This window comes from Pseudomonas sp. L7, from assembly GCF_046605565.1.
GTDB lineage: Bacteria > Pseudomonadota > Gammaproteobacteria > Pseudomonadales > Pseudomonadaceae > Aquipseudomonas > Aquipseudomonas wayambapalatensis.
In genome coordinates, this window is sequence record NZ_CP176784.1 from 1,548,553 (window position 1) to 1,569,256 (window position 20,704).

Consider the following 20,704-nt stretch of genomic DNA (forward strand, 5'->3'; position numbering starts at 1 on the left):
CAACGCTGATCCTGGGCAATGCCGACGGTTTCGGTTTGCTGCACAATCCGTGACACTGTGATCCGGTGCGGGCTGTTTTTACCCGGCCCGGATGGGTTTATCATGTCCGGCTATCTGGGGATGGCCTGATTTCCCCGTCAAGGAGTGTTGCATGACCTTTTCCTTCGTCGCCAAGGCGGGTGTCCTGCTGGTGTTCTTCGGCAGTGTGCTGTTCGTACACCTGCGCGGCAAGGCACGCCTGCCGGTACTGCGCCAGTTCGTCAACCATTCGGCGCTGTTCGCCCCCTACAACAGCCTGATGTACCTGTTCTCCGGCGTCCCGTCCAAGCCTTACCTGGATCGCCAGCGGTTCCCGGAACTGGATGTGCTCAAGGATAACTGGCAGGAGATCCGCGAAGAGGCCATGCGCCTGTTCGACGAGGGGTATATTCGCGCAGCCGAAAAAGACAACGACGCCGGCTTCGGCTCGTTCTTCAAGAAGGGCTGGAAGCGGTTCTACCTCAAGTGGTACGACAAGCCGCTGCCGTCCGCCGAGGCCCTGTGCCCGCGTACCGTCGAACTGGTCAGCAGCATTCCCAACGTCAAAGGTGCAATGTTCGCCCTGTTGCCTGGCGGTAGCCACCTGAACCCGCATCGCGACCCGTTTGCCGGCTCCCTGCGCTATCACCTGGGGCTTTCGACCCCCAACTCCGATGACTGCCGCATCTACGTCGATGGCCAGGCCTATGCCTGGCGTGACGGCGAAGACGTGATGTTCGATGAAACCTATGTGCACTGGGTGAAGAACGAAACCGACGTGACGCGGGTAATCCTGTTCTGTGACGTCGAGCGTCCGCTCAACAGCCCGCTGATGACCCGCATCAACCGCAAGGTCAGCGCGTTCCTTGGCCGCGCCACCGCGCCGCAGAACACTGACGACGAGCGGGTGGGCGGGATCAACCAGGCCTATGCCTGGAGCAAGCGCTTCAGCAACCGCATCAGCACCCATGTGAAGCAGTTCAAGCGCTCCAACCCCAAGGCCTACCGCATCCTGCGGCCGGTGCTGGCGGTGGTGGTGGCCTACCTGCTGTATCGCTGGTTGTTCTGATTCGTTGACCTCTTCGCGGGCTTGCCCGCGAAGAGGTCTGTCCGATCAATCCAGGGTGTTGCCCTGTCCCGCATTCACCGATATATTCCGAAACATCCATCTTCCCCGAAGACCTGTTCATGCCAGCCATCCCTTCCACCTCCGCCTACGTTCTCGCGCCTGTTGCGGGCGTTGTCGTGCGTGGCAGCCAGCAGCCGGCCATGATCAGTCACTACCCACCACCTGTCAGTGGCGTCGTCGGCGGCGTATCCCCGCCCCGCTGCGTGGTCGTGCTGGGCTGATCGGCGTTCTCGCCGGCCCACGCGCACTCGCAACCTACTGAACACGGTCGGCCTCTTTGCTCGCTGAAGCGCGCCCACCGTTTGGCTTTTGCCCAATACTCAGGTGGCACTACATGTCTGTCCTTTCCAAAGCATCCGTGGCCTCGGCGGCCACTACCAGCCTGTTCGTCCTGCTGTGGAGCAGCGGGGCGATCGTCTCCAAGCTCGGCCTGGCCCAGGCCAGCCCCTTCGCCTTCCTGCTGCTGCGCTCGGCCCTGGCCCTGGCAGGGCTGTTGCTGATCGGCCCCTTGCTGGGGTTGCGCTGGCCGCGCAGTCGCGGCGGTATCCTGCGTGCCCTGGGCACCGGTTGCGTGCTGCTCGGTGCGTACCAGATCTTTTACCTGCTGGCGCTCAACACCCACGTCACCCCCGGTGTCATGGCCACGGTCATGGGGGTGCAACCAATCCTCACGGTGGTGTCGATGGAGCGTCAGCGCTCATGGAGCCGTCTGTTCGGCCTGGGCCTGGGGCTTGGCGGCCTGGTGATGGTGGTCTACCAGAGCATCAACCTGGGTGGGGTTTCCCTTGCCGGGATGCTGTTTGCCCTGCTGGCGCTGACCAGCATGACGTTCGGCTCGATCCTGCAGAAGCGCATCACCGACAATCCGATGGGGACCTTGCCGCTGCAATACCTCGCAGGGTTTGCCCTGTGTGCGGTGTTTGCGCCGTTTCAGCCGCTGCACGTCGAATGGAGCGCCAGCTTCGTCGGCGCCCTGCTGTGGATGGGATTGGTGGTGTCGTTGCTGGCGACGCTGCTGCTCTATCGGTTGATCGCCCGAGGCAACCTGGTCAATGTCACCAGCCTGTTCTACCTGGTGCCAGCAGTGACTGCCGTGATGGATTTCCTTATCTTCGGTAACCGCCTGGCGCCGCTGAGCCTGCTGGGGATGGGGCTGATCGTGGTGGGGTTGCTGTTCGTGTTCCGCAAGCCTGGGGTGAAGATGGCCGAGGCCTGATACCGCCTGCGGCGGTACGGTTTCAGGCACGCGCCGGCCGCAGCACCAACCACAGTGCTGCGGCAATCAGGACCCCGCCATACAGGTGCGCCAACGACAGGGGCTCATCCAGCAACCAGGCTCCCCACAGCACCCCGAACACCGGAATCAGGAAGGTCACGGTACTGGCCTTGACCGGCCCGATTTCGTTGAGCAGGCGGAAGTACAGGATGTAGGCGAAGGCCGTGCACACCAGCCCCAGGCCCAGCAACGACAGCCACACCGACCAGCCACCCCAGCTGGCGGGTGGCTGGGTCAGGGCGCTCCAGGCAAACAGCGGGCTGAGCAGCAAGGTCGCTCCCAGCATGCTGCCCAGGGCCGACAGGCGGCTGTCCAGGCCGCCGATCCAGCGCCGGGCGAGAAAACCGGCGAAGCCATAGCAGGTGGTCGCCGCAAGGCAGGCCAGGGCGCCTTGCACCAGTGCCATGTCCAGCGCCACCGGGCCTGCGCCGCTGAGGATGCCGACGCCGAACAGGCCCAGGAAGATCCCGCACAGTTTGGGCAGGGTCATACTTTCGCGGAAGAACAACGCGCCGATCAGCACGCCCATCAGCGGTGTGGTGGCGTTGAAGATTGCCGAATAGCCCGCGGGCAATACCTGCGCGGCGACCGAATAGAAGGTCGCCGGAATGCCCGAGTTGATCATGCCCAGCACCAGGCAGGCACCGAGCTTGCCCTGGAAGTCCCAGCGCACCCTGGCTGCGGCGAGGATGCCGATCAGGCCGAGGCAGGCGATGGAGACGCGAAAGAAAGCGGTCGGCACCGTACCCAGTTCAGGGGCGATGATGCGCATGAACAGGAAGCTCGCGCCCCAGACGGCGGCAAGGGTCAGCAGGCGGGCGAGGGCGATGGGGCTCACGGGTATCTCCGGGTTCTGGGCAGGGGCGCGAGTGTACGTCAGCTGTCGGGGGTGTTTCTTCTGCTTTCTTGCTTTGGCAATTGTGTCGGCCCACGAAAAGGCCGACACCCGACTAAGCTCTTTTCATTCCGCACCCAACGAGCCCCTCAGCATGCCCCAGCCCTGGCCCGCTGCAGCCATCGCCCGGATGATCCTCGATGGCTTCGACAATTACCGCGAACACTTTCGCCGCATCACCCTGGGCGCCCGCGAACGCTTCGAACAGGCGCAATGGCAGGCGATCCAGCAGGCCGCTGCTGCGCGGATCAACCTGTACGAAGAGAAGGTCGCCGAGGTCAACGGCTGGTTGCGCGAGGGTTTCGACGCCTCGCTGCTGCTGGACGTGGAACAGTGGCCGCTGGTCAAGAGCGCCTATATCCGCCTGATCGACCCGCGCCTGGACGATGAGCTGGCCGAGACCTGGTACAACTCCCTGTTCTGCAGCCTGTTCAGCCACGACCTGATCAGCGACGGCTGCATGTTCATCCACACCACCCGTCCGGCCATGCGCGGCCGCGAGCGCGCTGCACAGACCCGCACCTATCACCTGCGCGATGGCCTGGGCAGCCTGTTGCGGGCGATCCTTGCCGACCATGCTTTCGAAGTGCCCTACGGCGAGCTGGACGCCGATCTAATGCGCCTTGAGGAGCAACTGCGTGACTGCCTGCCCGACTGGGTATGCAAGGACCCGGCGTTGGCCGTGGAGCTGTTTTCCTCGGTGCTGTACCGCAACAAGGGCGCCTATCTGGTCGGGCGCCTGTACACCCGTGACGAGCAATGGCCGCTGGTGATCCCGCTGCTGCACCGCGAGGGCCATGGCATCGAGGCCGATGCCCTGATCACCGACGAGGCCGAGGTGTCGATCATCTTCTCGTTCACCCGCTCGTACTTCATGGTCGATGTGCCGGTGCCGGCGGAGTTCGTCAACTTTCTCAAGCGCATCCTGCCGGGCAAGCACGTTGCCGAGTTGTATACCTCGATCGGCTTCTACAAGCATGGCAAGTCGGAGTTCTACCGCGCGTTGATCAATCATCTGGCCAGTACCGATGACCGTTTCGTCATGGCGCCTGGCGTGCGTGGCATGGTGATGAGTGTGTTCACCCTGCCGGGCTTCAATACCGTGTTCAAGATCATCAAGGACCGCTTTTCACCCTCGAAGACCGTCGACCGGGCCACCGTGATCGAAAAATACCGGCTGGTGAAAAGTGTCGATCGCGTGGGGCGTATGGCCGACACCCAGGAGTTCGCCGATTTTCGCTTCCCGGTGGCCAAGTTCGAAGCCGATTGCCTGGCCGAGCTGTTGGAGGTCGCGCCTTCGACGGTGGTGGTGGAGGGTGACAGCGTGCTGATCCGCCACTGCTGGACCGAACGGCGCATGACGCCGTTGAACCTGTACCTGGAGCAGGCGAGCGAGGCCCAGGTGCTCGAAGCGCTGGAGGACTACGGGCTGGCGATCAAGCAACTGGCGGCGGCAAACATCTTTCCCGGCGACATGCTGCTGAAGAACTTCGGGGTTACCCGGCATGGGCGGGTGGTGTTCTACGACTATGACGAGATCAGCTATCTCACCGAGGTGAATTTTCGCCATATCCCGCCGCCGCGCTACCCGGAAGATGAGATGTCTGGCGAGCCCTGGTATTCGATCGGGCCGCACGATGTGTTTCCCGAGGAGTTCCCACCCTTCCTGTTCGCCGATATCGGCCAGCGCCGCTTGTTCAGCCGGCTGCATGGGGAGCTGTATGACGCCGATTACTGGCAGGGATTGCAGGGGGCGATACGGGCGGGGAAGGTGATCGATGTATTCCCCTATCGGCGCAGGGGCAGGTGAGGGTGTCAGTTGAGTCGGTGGTGGCCTTTTCGCGGGCAAGCCCGCTCCTACACCCCCTCCACCGCCCTTGTAGGAGCGGCGGTTCGCCGCTGCGACTTGCCCGCGAAAAGGCCATCCCGACCCTCACCCCTTGAGGCACTTCAGCTCGCTGAAGTCACGACGTACCTTGGCCAGCCGATCCTGCAGGAACTGCCGCTGCGCCGGGCTGCTCTGCTGCATCAGGTCGACAAGCAGGCTGCGTGCCTGCAGTTCGGTGTTCTCGAAGGCCATGCGGTAGGCCGGTGACCACAGGCTCTCCTTGCGCTGCAGCAGCTGCGCCAGGCGCGGCTCGAACGCTGGCGAGCGGCGTTGCTCCATGGCCAGCACCAACTGCTGCTGCCAGGCTTGGCGGTTGGCGATCCACTCGCTGTTCTGATCGCCGAGGGCCTGGGACCAGATCATCACCCGCAGGCGCTGGCGGGCATTGAGTTCGCCCAGCCACGGCGTCAGGCGTTTTTCCATGCGCGTTGCGCGCGCCTGGATCTGCTTGGGCAGCGGAGTGTCGACATACTGTTTCTGGCGTTCGGCAATGTCGTCATCGAACGCCTTGCGCATTTCGGCGACCTGCGCGTCGCTCATGCCGCGCAGCAATTCGGTCGCGGAGGGTGTGATTTCTTCGGCGACCCGGCCAATGGCCTGGCGCGCCTCGGTAGTGCGCTGCTGCAGGGCCTGGTCGGTCACGGTCTGGTTGGCAACCATCAGGCGCACCTTGTCGAGCCAGTCGAGGTAGCCGGGCAGCTGTGTCTTGCAGTGCCAGGCCAGGTGTTCCTTGAGCCGTTCGTCGAGCAGGGCCTTCTGCTGGCGATTCATGTCCAAGTAGTCGCCCAGCGACCAGGGCACCAGCCGGTCGAGGTTGCGGTAGGCGAGGTCGATACGGCTGCAGGCCGCGAGCGTAAGGGCAAACGCGAGAATGAGCAGCAGGGCTCTGGGCAGACGGACAGGCATGAGCGAATCCTTGCAGGTTGCTTGCCAGGCAATAGATACGCGCCGCGCTCGGCGGTTCCCACGGATCGGGCAGCCGGGCAGCTTCAGGTGTAGAATAGCCGCCTTGTCTTGAGGAACATCGGAAATGGCTCTGCTTGGGCGTTACAACAGTTTGCAAATCGTGAAACACGTGGAGTTCGGTCTTTACCTGGACGGCGGCGCCGACGGCGAGATCCTCCTGCCCAGGCGCTACTTCCCCAAGGACGCCGAGCTCGAGCTCGACGACTGGCTGAACGTGTTCATCTACCTCGACAGCGAAGACCAGCTGATCGCCACCACCGAGAAACCCAAGGTGCAGGTCGGTGAGTTCGCCAGTCTCAAGGTCAAGGACATCAACGGTGCAGGTATCTTCCTCGATTGGGGCCTGTCCAAGGACTTGCTGATGCCCTACTCGGAAGAGGCGCAGCAGTTGAAGATCGGCGATTACTGCGTGGTGCACGCTTACCTCGACAAGCGCACCCGACGCATCACCGCCACCGCGCGCCTGGACCGCTACCTCGACCGTACCCCGGCCGACTACAAGGCGGGCCAGCCGGTGGAGTTGCTGGTGGCGGGCGAGACGCCAATGGGCTTCAAGGCGATCATCAACAACCGCCACTGGGGCCTGATCCACAAGAACGAAGTGTTCAAGTTCCTGCGCTCGGGCATGCACGAGAAGGGCTTCATCAAGGAAGTGCGCCACGACGGCAAGATCGCCCTGAGTCTGCAGCCGGTGGGCGCGGCCTTGGCCGACAGCCTGCAGGAGCAGATCCTCAAGCGCCTGGACGAATCCGGAGGCGTGCTGCCGGTGTGCGACAAGAGCGCACCGGAAGTGATCGTCAAGCTGTTCAACGTCAGCAAGGGCAATTTCAAGAAGGCTATTGGCGGGCTGTTCAAGCAGGGGCTGATCGTCATCCATGACGATCGCATCGAGCGGGCCTGATCAGGCCTGCACGAAGGTGCTGAAGTCCAGTTGCTCACCGCCTGGGCGGGTGTCGCGCAGCAGCGAGTCGCGGTCGGCGCTCAGCGCCAGGCTGATGGTCGAGCGGCGCTTGCCGGGGTGGCGGACTTCCATCTGTTCCTGATGCGCGCGCAGGAAGTTGACCGGCACTTTCAAGTGCTGCAGTTCGTCGGTTTCCGGGGAGTGCAGCAGCAGGTTGACCCAATCGGGCTGGCCTTTGCGCAGCAATGCCACCGGCACCTCGAACCACCACAGGTTGCGTTTCTTGTCGAGGATGGCGAACAGGGTGTTGTCGCGGTCGAGCACCGGCCGGTTCAGCGCTTGGTTGCGCCGGGCGATGGCGGTGGGTTTGTCGAGTTTCATGCAGGTTCCTGCGGGTTGACGCCAGAAAGGCCTGACATTGTGCGGGGTGGCGCGGGGCGCGGCAAGGGTTGTGGGGTGGGTTGGGTCGGCCTCCTCGCGGGTTTGCCCGTGAAGAGGCCCTGAGCTTCAGCGCCGCAACGGCTGGCTCAACTCCGAGGTCGCGCCATCGGCTGTGGTCACCGTCGCGGTGAAGCTGTTCAAGCCGTCACTGCCGTCCAGCCTCTTCTCGAACCGTGCCTTGCCCTGGGCATCGCTGGCGACCAGCACCTCGCCCAGATACTGCTCCGCCTCCCGCCCATCCGCCGCCGCATTGCCGAACACCTCGATGCGCAGCAGGCTGGATGCCGGCCCTTGCACTTCACCTTGCAGCATCTGCCCGGCCAGCCCGATCAGACGCGGCGCCTGCTGATTGTGATTGGGCAGCGGCTGGCACGGCTGGGGTTGGCCGCTGCCATCGCAGATGATCGCCTGGTCCTTTTTCGCCAGTTCCGCGCCGACACCGCGCGAACCGACGTACAGCGCGTGGGCCTGGGCCGGCACACCGAAGATGATCGCGCCAGTGCGCTGGTTCGCGACGCACGAGCCACCCGCTTCGCAGCGCCGGATATCCAGGCCATTGCCCCAGATACGGTTGGCGGTGACGCGGGTGGCGGTGACTTCCGGCTCCGGACGCAGGGCCACGCCAATGCGGTTGCCGTGGATCAGGTTGCCGTCGAGGATGTTGCCCTCGCCGGTCACGCTGATGCCGATGGAGTTGCCGGTGAAGGTATTGGCACCCAGGTAGTTGCGCTTGCCCCAGTTGATCTGCAGGCCGTCGGAGTAGTTCTCGAAGCGGTTGCGCACCACGCTGTTGTCGTTGCCCAGCAGGATCTCGATGCCCTGGGAAGGCTCGGGGTTGGCGTCGGTGGAGCGGAACAGGTTGTCGGCCACCAGGTTGAACGCGGCGCCGCGGGTCAGCTCCAGCCCGTCGCCGTTGTCGACCAGTTGGTTGCGCAGCACCTTGTTGTTGAGTGTGGTGGTGGCCGTCGGGTTGCCCGCGCCGTCATCGCCCGTGAGCATGATCCCGGCCCCACCCTTGTTGGCGACGATGCGGTTGTCTTCGATCACGTTGCCGCTGGCGCGGTTGACCAGGATGCCGATGCAGAAGTTGCGCACTTCCAGGCCACTCAGGTGCACGCCCTGGGTGTCGCGCAGCACCAGGCCGGGGTTGGTGGTGGTGCGCACATTTGTGCCGAACTGGCCGGGCAGGGCGCCTGGGCAGGTGCGTACCCCCTGGTCCTTGATATAGCCGGCGCCGTCGATGGCGATGTACTGGCCGTCACGTGCCCAGGCCAGGCCGGTGATGCGTACCGGGCCTTTGATTTCAGGCAGTGGCCGGCTCGGGCGGATCACGTAGGGCGGCTCGCCGACCGCGGCGATGTCGATGCGGTAGTGGCCGGGGTTGCGGTTGCTGGTTTCCAGGGCCCAGCGCAGGGTTCCGGGTTGGTCGTCGTCGGTGTAGCGCTCGACCCGCAAGGTTTGCACGGTGGTCGGGGCGGCGGCGAGGGCGGGCAGGGGAAGTAACGGCAGCATGGCCGCGAGTAGGGGTATCAATCGCATGTGCAAGGTTTCCACGAACTGTTGTTTTTATGAATGGCCGGATTCTAGAGCTGCGCCTTCCGAGTGCGCAGCGGCGCTGGGACAATTCGGTGCGGTATTCGCCCGCTGTTTGCCGTTCGGCTTGGTGCCCGAGAAATTGTTGAAACTCTTGCGCAAGCGAACCGGTCCACCTTTTGTCGACACGGTTCACGTGTCTCTTTTTGCAGGAGATTCGCCATGAGCGGCACTAAAGACAAAGTCAAGGGCCTGGTCAACGAAGCGGTTGGCAACATCAAGCAAGGCGTCGGTAAAGTGACCGACAACGACAAGCTGCGTGCCGAGGGCAAGGCCCAGGAACTCAAGGGCGAAGGGCAGCAGGCGGTGGGCAAGGTCAAGGATGCGGTGAAAAAGCCTTGAACCGCGGTTGATGCACAGGGCCTTGTGGGCGCGCCGTTTTGCGCCCATGAGGCCTTACCGTTTTGTCTCAACGTCCGCCGTAGCCGTTTTCCTGATTTCGCCAGTGAGCAGTACGCGGTGCGCGTGGTCTATTAGACTTGTCTGCACAGTTGCAACCACGACGATCAAGCGGCGAAAGGAGACGCTATGATTTTTCCCGCCCTGCAGGGCCTGCCTCTGCACCGCGTGCTGGTGCGCACCGTCAAGGAATTCCTCGATGACGAGATGTCCACCTATGCCTCGGCACTGGCCTACCAGATGCTGTTCTCGCTGTTCCCTTTCATTTTGTTTCTGATCGCGCTGATCGGTTTCCTGCACCTGCCCGACTTCTTCTCCTGGTTGCGCCTGCAATCGGAACTGGTGCTGCCGCCCCAGGCACTCGAACAAGTCAATCCGGTGATCGACCAACTGCAGCAATCGAAGGGCGGATTGCTCTCGGTGGGTATCGTCATCGCCCTGTGGACGGCCTCGGCCGGTGTGCGCCTGATGATGAGCGCCATGAACGCCGCCTACGATGTGCCCGAGGGCCGTCCGGTGTGGAAGCGCATCCCGTTGTCGATCTTCTACACCATCGGCATCGCTGGCATGCTGCTGGCCGCCGCCGCACTCATGGTGCTGGGGCCGCAGGTGATGGAGTGGATCGCCGCCCAGGTCGGCCTGCAGGAGGTGATCGTCACCATTTGGACCGTGCTGCGTTGGCCGGCGATCATCATCCTGATGATGGTGGCGGTGGCGTTGATCTACTACGTGATGCCCGACGTGAAGCAGAAATTCCGCTTCATCACCCCAGGCTCGGTGCTGGCGGTGGTGGTGTGGATCATCGCCTCATTGGGCTTTGCCTACTACGTCAAGACCTTCGCCGACTACAACGCCATGTACGGCAGCATCGGGGCGATCATCGTGCTTTTGCTGTATTTCTATATCTCCGCCGCCGTGCTATTGCTGGGCGCCGAGATGAATGCGGTGATCGAGCACATGTCGGTTGAAGGCAAGAACCCCGGCGAGAAGGATTTCGACGGCGAGCAGCCGAAGGAGACCATCACTGTGCTCGGCCATGAGCATCCCGCGCATGCCGAACCCCAGACCCGTGAGCCGAACCCCTGATGATCCGTGACATCCTCAAGATGGGCGATGAGCGCCTGCTGCGCATCGCACCGCCTGTGCCCGAGCAGATGATCGGCAGCCCAGAGCTGCAGCAACTGATCGACGACATGTTCGAGACCATGCGCCACGTCGGTGGCGTCGGCCTGGCCGCGCCGCAGATCGGCATCGACCTGCAGCTGGTGATCTTCGGATTCGAGCGCAGCGAGCGCTATCCGGACGCCGAGCCCGTGCCGCAGACCATCCTGCTCAACCCGCTGATCACCCCGATGTCCACCGAGCTCGAGGACGGTTGGGAAGGGTGCCTGTCAGTGCCGGGCTTGCGCGGTGTCGTGCCCCGCTACAAGCACATCCGCTATGAGGGCCTCGACCCCCAGGGTGCCCCGATCAACCGCTTCGCCGATGGCTTTCATGCGCGGGTGGTGCAGCATGAGTGCGATCACCTCATCGGCCGGCTCTACCCATCGCGCATCCAGGATTTTGCCCGCTTCGGCTATACCGATGTGCTGTTTCCCGGGCTCGACGTTGCCGACGACTGAGCGCACACCATCGCTACCAGCGCTTTGCTGCGTTGGTAGCGGGCCAGCCGCGAGGCCAGTTCGGCGGGCAGGGCGCTCGCCGTTGTGAATGCCTGGCGCGCATAGAAGCTTTGCAGGTCGGGGTGGCAGAACAGCCAGGTCGGGCCTGTGCTGTCGGCCAGCGCTGCGCCTACCAGCCCTGCAGCGACACCCTGGCCACGCCACTGTGGCGCCACGAACAGGCCGGTCAGCCAGTGGCCATCGGCGACGGGCGTCAGGTTCAATGCACCCACCATGACCTGATTACGCGCGACCCACAGTTGCCCCTCTGCGCTGGCGCGCATGCGCGAGCCGTGCTGGCGGTAGAAGTGGTCGAGCAGGCGGCGCTGCGAGCGGCAGAGCGGGAGGAATTCGGGCAGGGTCATGGGGGGCTTTGTCGCAGATTGTTGCAAATCTGGCAAGGGTGAATATCCGACTGCAGGGTTCAAGTATTCGGTGGCGGGCGTAGAATTTCACTCATCCCTTCTGCAGTACGACGATGCGGGATCGGTGCTTCGTGTCATCGCCGACGATGACAACTTCTCCGCGCCAGTGACGGCATAAGAAGTCAATCGATCAACGTGATTGCTTTCAAGGCCACAGACTCATGAAAACATTACTCATTCTTGCATTGGTCGGGATGTCTTCGCTCGCCCTCGCGGACGAGGCCAAGACCGCCCAGACCCAGCCCCCGGTGCAGTACGATTACTCGATGAACCTGGATATCAAGCGGGTGATCAATCTGTCGACCATCCCCGATGTCTGCGAGGTGGTGCCGGCCACCATGACCTATGAGGATCATCAAGGTCAGGTGCACACCATTCAGTACCGAGCCATGGGCGAGGGTTGCCAGCAGGGGTGAGTGCTATCTCCCTGCCAGCTCTCCAAGTACCGCGCGCACGACCTCCAGCCCCTGCTTGAGCTGCGCGCGGCTGGTGGCGGCCGACAGGCTGATGCGCACGGCCCTGACCTCATCGCCACCCACCGCGAAGACACTGGCTGGTACTACTTCGACCCCACGTGCCCGGCACGCGCCTACCAGTGCTTCAGCAGGCCCTGGGGTGGTCACCCAGACATGTGGCGAGGGCTCATCCTGAGCGCGCATCGCCTCACCGAACAGACGTCGCGCCAGGCGCCAGCGTTCCCCGATTTCCTCCCGTTGCCAAGCCAGCCGCCGCGCGGCTGTGCCATTGGCGATCCATTGGCAGGCGATGCGCAGGTTCAGCGGTGACACCGGCCAGTGCGTGGCCCGGGCATGCGGGTCGATGTGTTCCAGCACTGACGCCGGTGCGGCGATCCAGCCCAGGCGCAGCCCCGCCGCGACCGTCTTGGACAAGCTGCTGACGAGTATTCCCTGGCCGTCGAGCAAGGGGTACAAGGGGGGCCGCTCGCTCAGTGCGCCATAGACATCATCTTCGATCACCCGCAGGCCGTGGCGCTTCACCACCTCGGCGATGGCCTTGCGACGGCGGTCGTCCATGCAGGCCCCGGTGGGATTGTGCAGGGTCGGCGTGGTCACCAGCACCCTGGCGCCACTGGCCCGCGTCACCCGGTCGAGCTCATCCGGGCGCAGCCCCTGGTGATCCAGGGCCACGCCATGCACTGGCAGGCGCAACTGGCGGCAGGCAGCCTTGATTCCGGGGGCGGTCAGGGCTTCGACCATGACCGCCTCGCCGGGCTGGCACAGCGACTGCAGCACACAGGCCAGCCCTTGCTGGGCGCCGCCGCACAGCAGCAGGTCGTCAGCGCCCAGCACCAGTCCGCGCTGGGCCAGCCAGTGTGCGCCATGCAGACGAGCGAGCAGCAACTGGTCATGATCGAGGTAGTGATCGAGCAGGCTGAGGTCGTCCGCCTGCAGCAATGCCTGGAGGCTGTGCTGCAGGTCGTGCGGGTGCGGATCGGCCACCGGCACGTTGGTCGACAGGTCGATCAGCGACGAATGCCGGTCGTGCTGTTTGAGGCGAAACAGCGTTGCTTCCTTGCTACCCGCCAATACGTAGGTACCGCGTCCCACTTCGCCGGCCACCAGGTGTCGCGCTGCAGCTTCGCGGTAAGCCTGCTGGGTGGTGCTTGGGTTGAGCCCCAGCTTCCAGGCCAGGCGCCGTTGTGGCGGCAGACGTTCCCCTACCTTGAGTTCACCGCGTTCGATGGCGGCGGCGATGGCATCGACCAGTGCCAGGTAGCGGGGTTGGGCGTCGTCGATCAGTTCCGGGGTCCACACGAAATTGCTACCCATGCAATATAAGGTTTGACCCATACAATGCCCGGCGCTCAGGATCGTCGCAACTGCCCTCGATGAAGGATGATCGCCATGTTCGACCTCACTGCCCTGCGCGAAGCCGCCGATTTCGTTCACCAGCATGTGCCTGCGACGCCGCAGCACGTCTGGCCGTTGCTCGCCGAGCGGGCCGGCTGCCAACTGTGGGTCAAGCATGAGAACCATGCGCCGACCGGCGCATTCAAGGTGCGCGGCGGGCTGGTTTATGTGCGTTCGCTGCTGGCCAGCGGTGATGTGCCCCCGGGGCTGGTCACCGCTACTCGCGGCAATCATGGCCAGAGCATGGCCCTGGCGGCGCGCCAGGCAGGCTTGCCCCTGGTGATCGTGGTGCCTGAAGGCAACTCGCGAGAGAAGAACGCCGCCATGCGTGCGCTGGGTGCCGAACTGATCGAGCACGGTGTCGATTTCGATGTGGCCCGTGAGTACGCCGCACAGCTGGCCGAGCAGCGCGGCTACCGGATGGTGCCCTCGTTCCACCCGGAGCTGGTGCGCGGCGTGGCGACCTATGCGCTGGAGCTGTTCGAGGCCGTGTCGGACCTCGACACCGTCTACGTGCCGATTGGTATGGGTTCTGGCATCTGCGGGCTGATCCAGGCGCGCAACCTGCTGGGGCTGAGGACCGAGATCGTTGGCGTGGTGTCCAGCGCTGCAGATGCCTACGCACAGAGCTTCGAGCTGGGACGTATCGTCACCACGGCCACCGCCGATACCTTTGCCGACGGCATGGCCTGCCGCGTGCCGCATCCGGACGCTTTCGCCCTGGTGCGTGAGCATGCCGCGCGCATCGTCCGGGTGAGCGATGACGAGATCGCCCAGGCCATGCGCCTCTACCACGAAACCACCCACAACACCGCCGAAGGCGCGGGCGCCGCAGCGCTGGCCGCGCTGTTGCAGGAGCGCGAACGCCAGCAGGGCAGGAGGGTTGCGGTGGTGTTGAGCGGGGCCAACGTGGACCGGGCGCGTTATGCGCAGGTGCTGGCGAGGTAAAGGGGCGCAACGAAAAATCCTGAATCACTCTCGGTGGAAATAGTGCTATCTTAATTTGATAGCATTTTTCGATGAACACTCGATACCGCAAGATCCTGGAAACCATTTTCAGAACGCCAACCACGGCGTCCCTGGTGTTTTCCGATATTGAAGCGCTTGTGCTGCACTTGGGTGGGCAGGTGCTGGAAAGGCAAGGGTCCAGGGTCAAGCTGGTGCTTGGCGAGCATTGCTGGCGCTGCCATCGGCCCCATCCGGGCAAAGAGGCCAAGCGGTATCAGGTAGAAGAAGCCCGTGAGTTCCTGTTGCGGGCGGGAGTTGGGATATGAGTTGCATGCGCTACAAGGGCTATGTTGCCCGTATCGATTACGACGAACGTGACGACCTGTTCGTCGGCCGTGTGCTGGGGATGCGTGACATCATCAGCTTTCACGCAAGCTCGGTGCCTGCGTTACACGAGGCTTTCGCTCAAGCCTTGGAAGATTACCTAGCGGATTGTGCCGAACAGGGTATTGCCCCGGAAAAACCGGCCTCCGGCAAAGTGATGCTGCGTATTCGTCCTGAAGTGCACGCTGCCGCAAGTGTCGCAGCGCGAGCTGCAGGCAAGAGTCTCAACCAGTGGGCCGACGAAGTGTTCGAGCAGGCGGCGCGGGCTTGAACCTGCGAAGGCCTGTCGGCACAGGCCGGTAACGGAAAACCGCAAAAAGTTTTCCAGCGTTGTCGATTCCTCCCATCCCCAGTCGACCATCAGTGAAGGCGCCGCAAACACTCGGCGCCACCCACTGATGACCTGCTGGAGGCTTCCCCATGAACACCGCCGCCGAAACCGAAATCCGTCAACTCATCGAAGGCTGGATCCAGGCCGTGCGCGAGCGCGACCTGCCGGCCATCGTCGCGCCCTATGCCGACGATATCGTTGCCTTCGACGCCATCCAGGCCTTGCAATTCAAGGGCAAGGCCGCCTACCAGGCGCACTGGGAGATGTGCATGGGCTTCTGCACCGGCCCGATGGTCTTCGAGGTGGCCGAACTGAGCGTCCAGGCCGATGGCGACCTGGCCCTGGCGCATTGGCTCAACCGCTGCGGCCCGGCCGACGATGAAAGCCAGTGCGGCTTCATGCGCGTCACGGTGGGCTATCGTCGTAGTGCAGGGCGCTGGCAGGTGATCCATGAGCACTGGTCGGCACCGTTCGACATGGAAACCCAGAAGGCTCGCTTCGACCTCAAGCCCTGAACCGCCTGTCGCCTGGAGACGATCATGAAATACCTGTGCCTGGTCTATTGTGACGAGGGGCTGCTGCACAGCCTGCCCGACAGCCCCGAAGACGCCGAGTGCATGGCTTACGCCGAGTCGCTGCACGGCTCCGGGCGGATGCTTGCGGCCGAGGCGCTGAAGCCGGTGCAGACCGCCACTACGGTGCGCATGCGCGCTGGCAAGATGAGCCTGACCGACGGACCCTTCGCCGAAACCAAGGAGCAACTGGCCGGCTTCTACCTGGTCGATGCCCGTGACCTCAACGAGGCACTGAACATCGCCAAAGGCATTCCGGCGGCGCGGGTCGGCAGTGTCGAAGTGAGGCCGGTGCGCGAACTGCAACCCTGATGACGGGAGGTCAGCCAAGATGACGCCGCGGACCGCAACACGATGACGGGTGATGAACTGCGCACCCAGGTCGAGGTTATCTACCGGCGCGACTCGCGGCGCATCCTGGCGACCCTGATCCGCCTGTTGGGTGATTTCGACCTGGCCGAGGAGGCCCTGCATGATGCCTTCTTCATTGCCGTGGAGCGTTGGCAGCGCGACGGCATGCCGGATAACCCCCGGGCCTGGCTGGTCTCGGCCGGGCGCTTCAAGGCCATCGATGCCTTGCGCAGACGCGCCCGTTTCGATCGTTCGCAGGCGGCGCTGATCATGCAGCTCCAAGACCCGTCGCAGGATCCGAGCGAGGAGGAACTGCTCGCTGACGACCGCTTGCGCTTGATCTTCACCTGTTGTCACCCGGCGTTGTCCGCCGATGCCCAGGTGCCTTTGACCCTGCGTGAGGTGTGCGATCTGACCACCGAGCAGATCGCCCGTGCGTTCCTGCAGTCGCCCTCGACCATCGCCCAGCGCATCGTGCGGGCCAAGGCCAAGATTCGCGATGCACGGATTCCCTACCAGGTGCCCGCCATGGGCGAACTGGCCGAGCGCCTGGAAAGTGTGTTGCGGGTGATTTACCTGGTGTTCAACGAAGGCTATTCGGCGTCGGCGGGGGAAGACCTGGTGCAGCGCGACCTGTGTGACGAGGCGATTCGCCTGGGGCGGCTGCTGGCGCAATTGCTGCCGGATCCAGAGGTGTTCGGCCTGCTGGCGTTGATGCTGTTGCAGGCCTCGCGCCAGCAGGCGCGCACCGATGGCGAAGGCGAGTTGGTGCTGCTCGACCAGCAGGACCGCAGCCTGTGGGACAAGGCACAGATCGAGGAAGGCTGCGCCCTCGTGCGTCATGCGCTGGGCACCCGTGATATCGGGCCATACAGCGTGCAGGCGGCGATCGCTGCGGTGCATGCCGAGGCCGCCAGCGCCCAGGACACCGACTGGGCAGAGATCGTCGGCCTGTATGACGTGTTGCTGCGGCACTGGCCGTCACCTGTGATCGAACTCAACCGCGCAGTGGCGCTGGCCAGTCGTGACGGACCGGCGACGGGCCTGGCGGTGGTGGAGGCGATTCTGGGGCGCGGCGAGTTGCTCGATTACCATCTGGCCCATGCGGCGCGGGCTCAGCTACATGGGCAGCTGGGGCATGTGCAGCAGGCCCGGGAGGCGTGGGGCAGGGCGCTGGCGCTGGCCCGACAGGCGCCGGAGCGGCGGCATATCGAGCGCTGCCTGAGGGCGTTGGAGCCCTGTCGCGGGTAGATCCGCGACAGGATACTGCTCGATCAGCCGGCGACAAAGTTCGGCGGCGATACCAGCTCTACTGTCTGCTGCTTGCGTGGCGCCAGGATCTCGGCCTCGCCCTCGACTACCAGTTCGTCGTTCTGGTTGTACACGTTGGTGGCGATGCGCACCTTGAACTTGGGCAGCTTCTCGAGGATTTCCAGGCGTACGGTCAGGGTGTCGCCAATCTTCACCGGCTTCTGGAAGCTCATCTTCTGCCCCAGGTAGATGGTGCCGGGCCCTGGCAAGGTGCAGGCGACCGCGGCGCTGATCAGGGCACCGCTGAACATGCCGTGGGCGATGCGCTCGCGGAACATGCTCTTGGCCGCGAACTCGGCGTCCAGGTGCACCGGGTTGTGGTCACCGGACATGGCGGCGAACAGCTGGATGTCGCGTTCTTCCACCGATTTTTCATAACTGGCTTTCTGGCCGACTTCGAGGGCTTCGTAGGGCGTGTTGGTGACCTGGGTCATCAGGGCTTCCTTGGAGGGACGAGGCGGTGCACATCATTCGCTGCGGGCAGGGCGGCCAAGGGCCAGTGCCTGTTCCAGCCAGGCAATGATGTCGCGGGTGACCTCGTCGCGATTGGTTTCGTTGAGCACTTCGTGGCGTGCCTGCGGGTAGACGCGCAATTGTACATGGCGATTGCCGGTCGCGCGCAGGGCGTTGGCCAGGTGGGTGAGACGCTTGCCGGCGCTGACCGGATCACATTCGCCGCCGATCACCAGCATCGGCAGGTTCGGATCGATCTGCGCCAGATGGCGCGGTTGGCTGATCTGTGCCAGGCCTTGCAGCAGGTCGAGCCACAGCTGGTTGCTGCAACGAAAGCCGCACAGCGGGTCGTCGATGTAGGCGTCGACCTCGGCCGGGTCGCGGCTGAGCCAGTCGAACGCCGTGCGGTTGGGTTTGAAGGCCTTGTTGAACGAGCCGAACGACAGCCAGTCGATCAGCGCGCTCTTGCCCTCCACCCCCTGGCGCCAGGCCTCCAGGCGGGCGATCAGGCGTGCTGCGCGATAGAGCGCAGGCGGCTGGAAGTTCGAGCCGCTGAGCACCGCCCCATGCAGGCTGCCACTGTGGTGCAGCAGGTACGCCTGGGCGATGTAGCTGCCCATGCTGTGGCCGAACAGGAACAGCGGCGTGCCGGGGAACTGCTGGCCGATGTGCTGGCTGAGCAGGCCCAGGTCGTTGACCACCGTGTTCCAGCCGTGCTGATGGGCGAACAGACCGAGGCTACCGAGCTCCGCGGTGCGGCCGTGGCCACGCAGATCAGGGGCGAACAGGGCAAAGCCGGCATCGTTCAGCGCGTGGCCCAGGCGCCGGTAGCGCCCGGCGTGCTCGGCCATGCCATGGGCCAGCAGCACAACGGCCTTGACCGGCGTCTGCGGCAGCCACTGGTGGACGTACAGGCTGCAGTGCTCGCTGGCGGGTAGCCAGAAGGCGTCGTGGGGCATGGAAAATCCTTTGTGCACGGGATTGAGCTCAGTGTATGCACAATGACCAGGATTGCAGCAGGGGCACAAATAAGATTCACAATGTTAATGGCAGCCCTTGGCGTATTTGCCACCTCCGACTTACCTGCTAACGTCGGCTCAACGCCTTTTTGCCGCTGGGCAATCAGGTCATGGACGGTTCAGGCTGAGGAACAACAATAAATGCAAGCCGACTTCTGGAATGACAAGCGCCCGGCGGGCGTGCCTTCCACCATAGACATCATTGCTTACAAATCCGTCGTCGAAGTGTTCGAGCGTTCCTGCAAACGCTTCGCCGACCGGCCGGCGTTCAGCAACCTCGGTGTCACCCTCAGTTACGCCGAACTGGAGCGCCATTCGGCGGCCTTTGCGGCCTGGCTGCAACAGCACACCGACCTCAAGCCCGGTGATCGCATCGCCGTGCAGATGCCCAATGTCCTGCAATACCCCATCGCCGTCTTCGGTGCGATGCGCGCCGGGTTGATCGTGGTCAACACCAACCCGCTGTACACCGAGCGCGAGATGCGCCACCAGTTCAAGGACTCCGGCGCCCGTGCGCTGGTGTACCTGAACATGTTCGGCCAGCGGGTGCAGACGGTGCTGCCCGATACCGGCATCGAATACCTGATCGAGGCGAAGATGGGCGACCTGCTGCCCGCCGCCAAGGGCTGGCTGGTCAACACGGTGGTCGACAAGCTGAAGAAGATGGTGCCGGCCTACCGCCTGCCCCAGGCCGTGTCGTTCAAGCAGGTACTGCGCGAGGGCCGTGAGCTCACGCACAAGCCGGTGGTGCAGACGCTCGAGGATGTCGCCGTGCTGCAATACACCGGCGGCACCACGGGGCTGGCCAAGGGCGCGATGCTCACCCACGGCAACCTGGTCGCCAACATGCTGCAGGTGCTGGCCTGCTTCGCCCAGCACGGGCCCGACGGCCAGCCGCTGATCAAGGAAGGGCAGGAGGTGATGATCGCACCGCTGCCGCTGTATCACATCTATGCCTTCACAGCGAACTGCATGTGCATGATGGTCACGGGCAATCACAACGTACTGATCACCAATCCGCGCGACATTCCGGGCTTCATCAAGGAGCTGGGCAAGTGGCGCTTCTCGGCGCTGCTGGGCCTGAACACCCTGTTCGTCGCGTTGATGGACAACCCGGGCTTCAAGTCGCTGGATTTCTCGGCGCTGAAGGTCACCAACTCGGGCGGCACGGCGTTGGTCAAGGCCACCGCCGAGCGCTGGGAGAGCCTGACTGGCTGTCGCATCGTCGAGGGTTACGGCCTGACCGAAACCTCCCCGGTGGCCAGCACCAACCCCTACGGGCAACTGGCGCGGCTGGGTACGGTGGGCATCCCGGTGGTCGGGACTGCATTCAAGGTCATCGATGACGACGGCAACGAAATGCCGCTGGGCGAACGCGGCGAGCTGTGCATCAAGGGGCCGCAGGTCATGAAGGGCTATTGGCAGCAGCCGGAGGCGACAGCCCAGGCGCTGGATGCCGACGGCTGGTTCAAGACCGGCGACATCGCGGTGATCGACCCGGACGGCTTCACCCGCATCGTCGATCGCAAGAAGGACATGATCATCGTCTCGGGCTTCAACGTGTATCCCAACGAGATCGAGGACGTGGTCATGGGCCACCCGCAGGTGGCCAGTTGCGCGGTGATCGGCGTGCCCGACGAACGCTCCGGCGAAGCGGTAAAACTGTTCGTGGTTCCTCGGGCGGGCGGTGTCAGCGTCGAGGAGCTCAAGACCTTCTGCAAGGCCAACTTCACCGGCTACAAGGTGCCCAAGCACATCGTGCTGCGCGATTCACTGCCCATGACGCCGGTAGGCAAGATCCTGCGTCGGGAGTTGCGCGACATCGCCTGAAATCCAGCGCATCTGTGGGAGCAATTGTCTTGCTCAGAATTT

Annotated in this window: 24 protein-coding genes; 16 read left to right on the top strand and 8 right to left on the bottom strand. The window is 63.8% G+C overall.

From position 1 onward, the window contains the following. Positions 1-151: 151 nt before the first annotated feature. From ACK3BK_RS07370 to ACK3BK_RS07380, 3 genes are all read left to right on the top strand, one after another. The gene (locus ACK3BK_RS07370; protein WP_186722132.1) at positions 152-1,087 is read left to right on the top strand and encodes an aspartyl/asparaginyl beta-hydroxylase domain-containing protein; all 936 of its coding nucleotides are present in this window, start codon (positions 152-154) and stop codon (positions 1,085-1,087) included. Between the two features lie 119 nt (positions 1,088-1,206). Then, positions 1,207-1,368, top strand: coding sequence for a hypothetical protein (locus ACK3BK_RS07375; RefSeq protein WP_186666902.1), 162 nt, complete (start codon positions 1,207-1,209; stop codon positions 1,366-1,368). Positions 1,369-1,481: 113 nt separating this feature from the next. Beyond that, positions 1,482-2,363: a DMT family transporter gene (locus tag ACK3BK_RS07380; RefSeq protein WP_186666901.1), complete on the top strand. Its 882-nt coding sequence runs from the start codon at positions 1,482-1,484 to the stop codon at positions 2,361-2,363. A gap of 22 nt (positions 2,364-2,385) precedes the next feature. On the opposite strand, the gene ACK3BK_RS07385 is transcribed toward ACK3BK_RS07380, so the two are convergent. Continuing rightward, on the bottom strand, positions 2,386-3,261 hold the full coding sequence (locus ACK3BK_RS07385; protein WP_186666900.1) for a DMT family transporter: 876 nt from the start codon (positions 3,259-3,261) through the stop codon (positions 2,386-2,388). A 151-nt stretch (positions 3,262-3,412) separates the two neighbouring features. Here ACK3BK_RS07385 and aceK point away from each other — a divergent pair, with 151 nt between their 5' ends. Further along, the gene (aceK, locus tag ACK3BK_RS07390) at positions 3,413-5,128 is read left to right on the top strand and encodes a bifunctional isocitrate dehydrogenase kinase/phosphatase (protein WP_288377739.1); all 1,716 of its coding nucleotides are present in this window, start codon (positions 3,413-3,415) and stop codon (positions 5,126-5,128) included. 123 nt (positions 5,129-5,251) lie between these two features. On the opposite strand, the gene ACK3BK_RS07395 is transcribed toward aceK, so the two are convergent. Then, positions 5,252-6,112 carry a DUF6279 family lipoprotein gene (locus ACK3BK_RS07395; RefSeq protein ID WP_186666898.1) on the bottom strand — a complete coding sequence of 287 codons (861 nt, stop codon included), beginning with the start codon at positions 6,110-6,112 and terminating at the stop codon, positions 5,252-5,254. Between the two features lie 124 nt (positions 6,113-6,236). On the opposite strand from ACK3BK_RS07395, the gene ACK3BK_RS07400 reads away from it, so the two are divergent. Beyond that, complete coding sequence (locus tag ACK3BK_RS07400; protein WP_411384008.1) at positions 6,237-7,073, top strand: S1 RNA-binding domain-containing protein; 837 nt, start codon at positions 6,237-6,239, stop codon at positions 7,071-7,073. Here ACK3BK_RS07400 and ACK3BK_RS07405 read toward each other — a convergent pair whose 3' ends face one another. Both ACK3BK_RS07405 and ACK3BK_RS07410 read right to left on the bottom strand, forming a co-directional pair. Continuing rightward, a complete protein-coding gene (locus ACK3BK_RS07405; RefSeq protein WP_186666897.1) occupies positions 7,074-7,454 on the bottom strand; it encodes a hypothetical protein in 381 nt (126 codons plus the stop codon). Positions 7,455-7,580: 126 nt separating this feature from the next. Beyond that, positions 7,581-9,053, bottom strand: a complete 1,473-nt coding sequence (locus ACK3BK_RS07410; RefSeq protein ID WP_411384009.1) for a nitrous oxide reductase family maturation protein NosD — start codon at positions 9,051-9,053, stop codon at positions 7,581-7,583. A 216-nt stretch (positions 9,054-9,269) separates the two neighbouring features. Here ACK3BK_RS07410 and ACK3BK_RS07415 point away from each other — a divergent pair, with 216 nt between their 5' ends. The 3 genes from ACK3BK_RS07415 to def all read left to right on the top strand — a co-directional run bounded on the left by ACK3BK_RS07415 (position 9,270) and on the right by def (position 11,128). Further along, positions 9,270-9,449 (top strand): CsbD family protein, encoded by a 180-nt coding sequence (locus ACK3BK_RS07415; RefSeq protein ID WP_186711549.1) that lies wholly within the window; start codon positions 9,270-9,272, stop codon positions 9,447-9,449. A 186-nt stretch (positions 9,450-9,635) separates the two neighbouring features. Next, a complete protein-coding gene (locus ACK3BK_RS07420) occupies positions 9,636-10,592 on the top strand; it encodes a YihY/virulence factor BrkB family protein (protein WP_411384010.1) in 957 nt (318 codons plus the stop codon). Beyond that, positions 10,592-11,128, top strand: coding sequence for a peptide deformylase (gene def / locus ACK3BK_RS07425; protein ID WP_186666893.1), 537 nt, complete (start codon positions 10,592-10,594; stop codon positions 11,126-11,128). Before ACK3BK_RS07420 ends, def begins: the two co-directional genes overlap by 1 nt. Here the strand turns inward: def and ACK3BK_RS07430 are convergent. Then, positions 11,083-11,532 carry a GNAT family N-acetyltransferase gene (locus tag ACK3BK_RS07430; protein ID WP_186666892.1) on the bottom strand — a complete coding sequence of 150 codons (450 nt, stop codon included), beginning with the start codon at positions 11,530-11,532 and terminating at the stop codon, positions 11,083-11,085. The genes def and ACK3BK_RS07430 overlap by 46 nt on opposite strands. A 221-nt stretch (positions 11,533-11,753) precedes the next feature. Between ACK3BK_RS07430 and ACK3BK_RS07435 the strand changes: the two genes are divergently transcribed. Then, positions 11,754-12,008, top strand: coding sequence for a DUF2790 domain-containing protein (locus tag ACK3BK_RS07435; RefSeq protein WP_411384011.1), 255 nt, complete (start codon positions 11,754-11,756; stop codon positions 12,006-12,008). Between the two features lie 3 nt (positions 12,009-12,011). On the opposite strand, the gene ACK3BK_RS07440 is transcribed toward ACK3BK_RS07435, so the two are convergent. Beyond that, positions 12,012-13,382 (bottom strand): PLP-dependent aminotransferase family protein, encoded by a 1,371-nt coding sequence (locus ACK3BK_RS07440; RefSeq protein WP_411384012.1) that lies wholly within the window; start codon positions 13,380-13,382, stop codon positions 12,012-12,014. A 75-nt stretch (positions 13,383-13,457) separates the two neighbouring features. On the opposite strand from ACK3BK_RS07440, the gene ACK3BK_RS07445 reads away from it, so the two are divergent. From ACK3BK_RS07445 to ACK3BK_RS07470, 6 genes are all read left to right on the top strand, one after another. Continuing rightward, positions 13,458-14,411, top strand: a complete 954-nt coding sequence (locus ACK3BK_RS07445; RefSeq protein ID WP_411384013.1) for a threonine dehydratase — start codon at positions 13,458-13,460, stop codon at positions 14,409-14,411. A 71-nt stretch (positions 14,412-14,482) separates the two neighbouring features. Then, positions 14,483-14,737: a type II toxin-antitoxin system HicA family toxin gene (locus ACK3BK_RS07450; RefSeq protein WP_411384014.1), complete on the top strand. Its 255-nt coding sequence runs from the start codon at positions 14,483-14,485 to the stop codon at positions 14,735-14,737. Beyond that, complete coding sequence (locus ACK3BK_RS07455; RefSeq protein WP_151924220.1) at positions 14,734-15,066, top strand: type II toxin-antitoxin system HicB family antitoxin; 333 nt, start codon at positions 14,734-14,736, stop codon at positions 15,064-15,066. The genes ACK3BK_RS07450 and ACK3BK_RS07455 overlap by 4 nt, the downstream gene beginning before the upstream one ends. Positions 15,067-15,215: 149 nt before the next feature. After that, positions 15,216-15,641: a YybH family protein gene (locus ACK3BK_RS07460; RefSeq protein ID WP_411384015.1), complete on the top strand. Its 426-nt coding sequence runs from the start codon at positions 15,216-15,218 to the stop codon at positions 15,639-15,641. A gap of 24 nt (positions 15,642-15,665) precedes the next feature. Then, entirely contained in the window at positions 15,666-16,010 is a 345-nt protein-coding gene (locus tag ACK3BK_RS07465; protein WP_063543704.1) for a YciI family protein, read from the top strand. A gap of 42 nt (positions 16,011-16,052) precedes the next feature. After that, a complete protein-coding gene (locus tag ACK3BK_RS07470; protein ID WP_411384016.1) occupies positions 16,053-17,300 on the top strand; it encodes an RNA polymerase sigma factor in 1,248 nt (415 codons plus the stop codon). Between the two features lie 23 nt (positions 17,301-17,323). Here the strand turns inward: ACK3BK_RS07470 and ACK3BK_RS07475 are convergent, their stop codons facing one another. Next, entirely contained in the window at positions 17,324-17,794 is a 471-nt protein-coding gene (locus ACK3BK_RS07475; protein WP_054893311.1) for a MaoC family dehydratase, read from the bottom strand. Positions 17,795-17,827: 33 nt separating this feature from the next. Continuing rightward, positions 17,828-18,772, bottom strand: a complete 945-nt coding sequence (locus ACK3BK_RS07480; RefSeq protein WP_411384017.1) for a lysophospholipase — start codon at positions 18,770-18,772, stop codon at positions 17,828-17,830. 201 nt (positions 18,773-18,973) lie between these two features. On the opposite strand from ACK3BK_RS07480, the gene fadD2 reads away from it, so the two are divergent. Continuing rightward, on the top strand, positions 18,974-20,662 hold the full coding sequence (gene fadD2, locus ACK3BK_RS07485; RefSeq protein WP_411384018.1) for a long-chain-fatty-acid--CoA ligase FadD2: 1,689 nt from the start codon (positions 18,974-18,976) through the stop codon (positions 20,660-20,662). Positions 20,663-20,704: the final 42 nt, after the last annotated feature.

Excerpts from the sequence above, each read along its gene's own strand:
- ACK3BK_RS07370 (WP_186722132.1), top strand. The coding sequence starts at position 152 with ATGACCTTTTCCTTCGTCGCCAAGGCGGGTGTCCTGCTGGTGTTCTTC.
- ACK3BK_RS07375 (WP_186666902.1), top strand. The coding sequence starts at position 1,207 with ATGCCAGCCATCCCTTCCACCTCCGCCTACGTTCTCGCGCCTGTTGCG.
- ACK3BK_RS07380 (WP_186666901.1), top strand. The coding sequence starts at position 1,482 with ATGTCTGTCCTTTCCAAAGCATCCGTGGCCTCGGCGGCCACTACCAGC.
- aceK (WP_288377739.1), top strand. The coding sequence starts at position 3,413 with ATGCCCCAGCCCTGGCCCGCTGCAGCCATCGCCCGGATGATCCTCGAT.
- ACK3BK_RS07395 (WP_186666898.1), bottom strand. The coding sequence starts at position 6,112 with ATGCCTGTCCGTCTGCCCAGAGCCCTGCTGCTCATTCTCGCGTTTGCC.
- ACK3BK_RS07400 (WP_411384008.1), top strand. The coding sequence starts at position 6,237 with ATGGCTCTGCTTGGGCGTTACAACAGTTTGCAAATCGTGAAACACGTG.
- ACK3BK_RS07405 (WP_186666897.1), bottom strand. The coding sequence starts at position 7,454 with ATGAAACTCGACAAACCCACCGCCATCGCCCGGCGCAACCAAGCGCTG.
- ACK3BK_RS07410 (WP_411384009.1), bottom strand. The coding sequence starts at position 9,053 with ATGCGATTGATACCCCTACTCGCGGCCATGCTGCCGTTACTTCCCCTG.
- ACK3BK_RS07415 (WP_186711549.1), top strand. The coding sequence starts at position 9,270 with ATGAGCGGCACTAAAGACAAAGTCAAGGGCCTGGTCAACGAAGCGGTT.
- ACK3BK_RS07420 (WP_411384010.1), top strand. The coding sequence starts at position 9,636 with ATGATTTTTCCCGCCCTGCAGGGCCTGCCTCTGCACCGCGTGCTGGTG.
- def (WP_186666893.1), top strand. The coding sequence starts at position 10,592 with ATGATCCGTGACATCCTCAAGATGGGCGATGAGCGCCTGCTGCGCATC.
- ACK3BK_RS07430 (WP_186666892.1), bottom strand. The coding sequence starts at position 11,532 with ATGACCCTGCCCGAATTCCTCCCGCTCTGCCGCTCGCAGCGCCGCCTG.
- ACK3BK_RS07435 (WP_411384011.1), top strand. The coding sequence starts at position 11,754 with ATGAAAACATTACTCATTCTTGCATTGGTCGGGATGTCTTCGCTCGCC.
- ACK3BK_RS07440 (WP_411384012.1), bottom strand. The coding sequence starts at position 13,382 with ATGGGTAGCAATTTCGTGTGGACCCCGGAACTGATCGACGACGCCCAA.
- ACK3BK_RS07445 (WP_411384013.1), top strand. The coding sequence starts at position 13,458 with ATGTTCGACCTCACTGCCCTGCGCGAAGCCGCCGATTTCGTTCACCAG.
- ACK3BK_RS07450 (WP_411384014.1), top strand. The coding sequence starts at position 14,483 with ATGAACACTCGATACCGCAAGATCCTGGAAACCATTTTCAGAACGCCA.
- ACK3BK_RS07455 (WP_151924220.1), top strand. The coding sequence starts at position 14,734 with ATGAGTTGCATGCGCTACAAGGGCTATGTTGCCCGTATCGATTACGAC.
- ACK3BK_RS07460 (WP_411384015.1), top strand. The coding sequence starts at position 15,216 with ATGAACACCGCCGCCGAAACCGAAATCCGTCAACTCATCGAAGGCTGG.
- ACK3BK_RS07465 (WP_063543704.1), top strand. The coding sequence starts at position 15,666 with ATGAAATACCTGTGCCTGGTCTATTGTGACGAGGGGCTGCTGCACAGC.
- ACK3BK_RS07470 (WP_411384016.1), top strand. The coding sequence starts at position 16,053 with ATGACGGGTGATGAACTGCGCACCCAGGTCGAGGTTATCTACCGGCGC.
- ACK3BK_RS07475 (WP_054893311.1), bottom strand. The coding sequence starts at position 17,794 with ATGACCCAGGTCACCAACACGCCCTACGAAGCCCTCGAAGTCGGCCAG.
- ACK3BK_RS07480 (WP_411384017.1), bottom strand. The coding sequence starts at position 18,772 with ATGCCCCACGACGCCTTCTGGCTACCCGCCAGCGAGCACTGCAGCCTG.
- fadD2 (WP_411384018.1), top strand. The coding sequence starts at position 18,974 with ATGCAAGCCGACTTCTGGAATGACAAGCGCCCGGCGGGCGTGCCTTCC.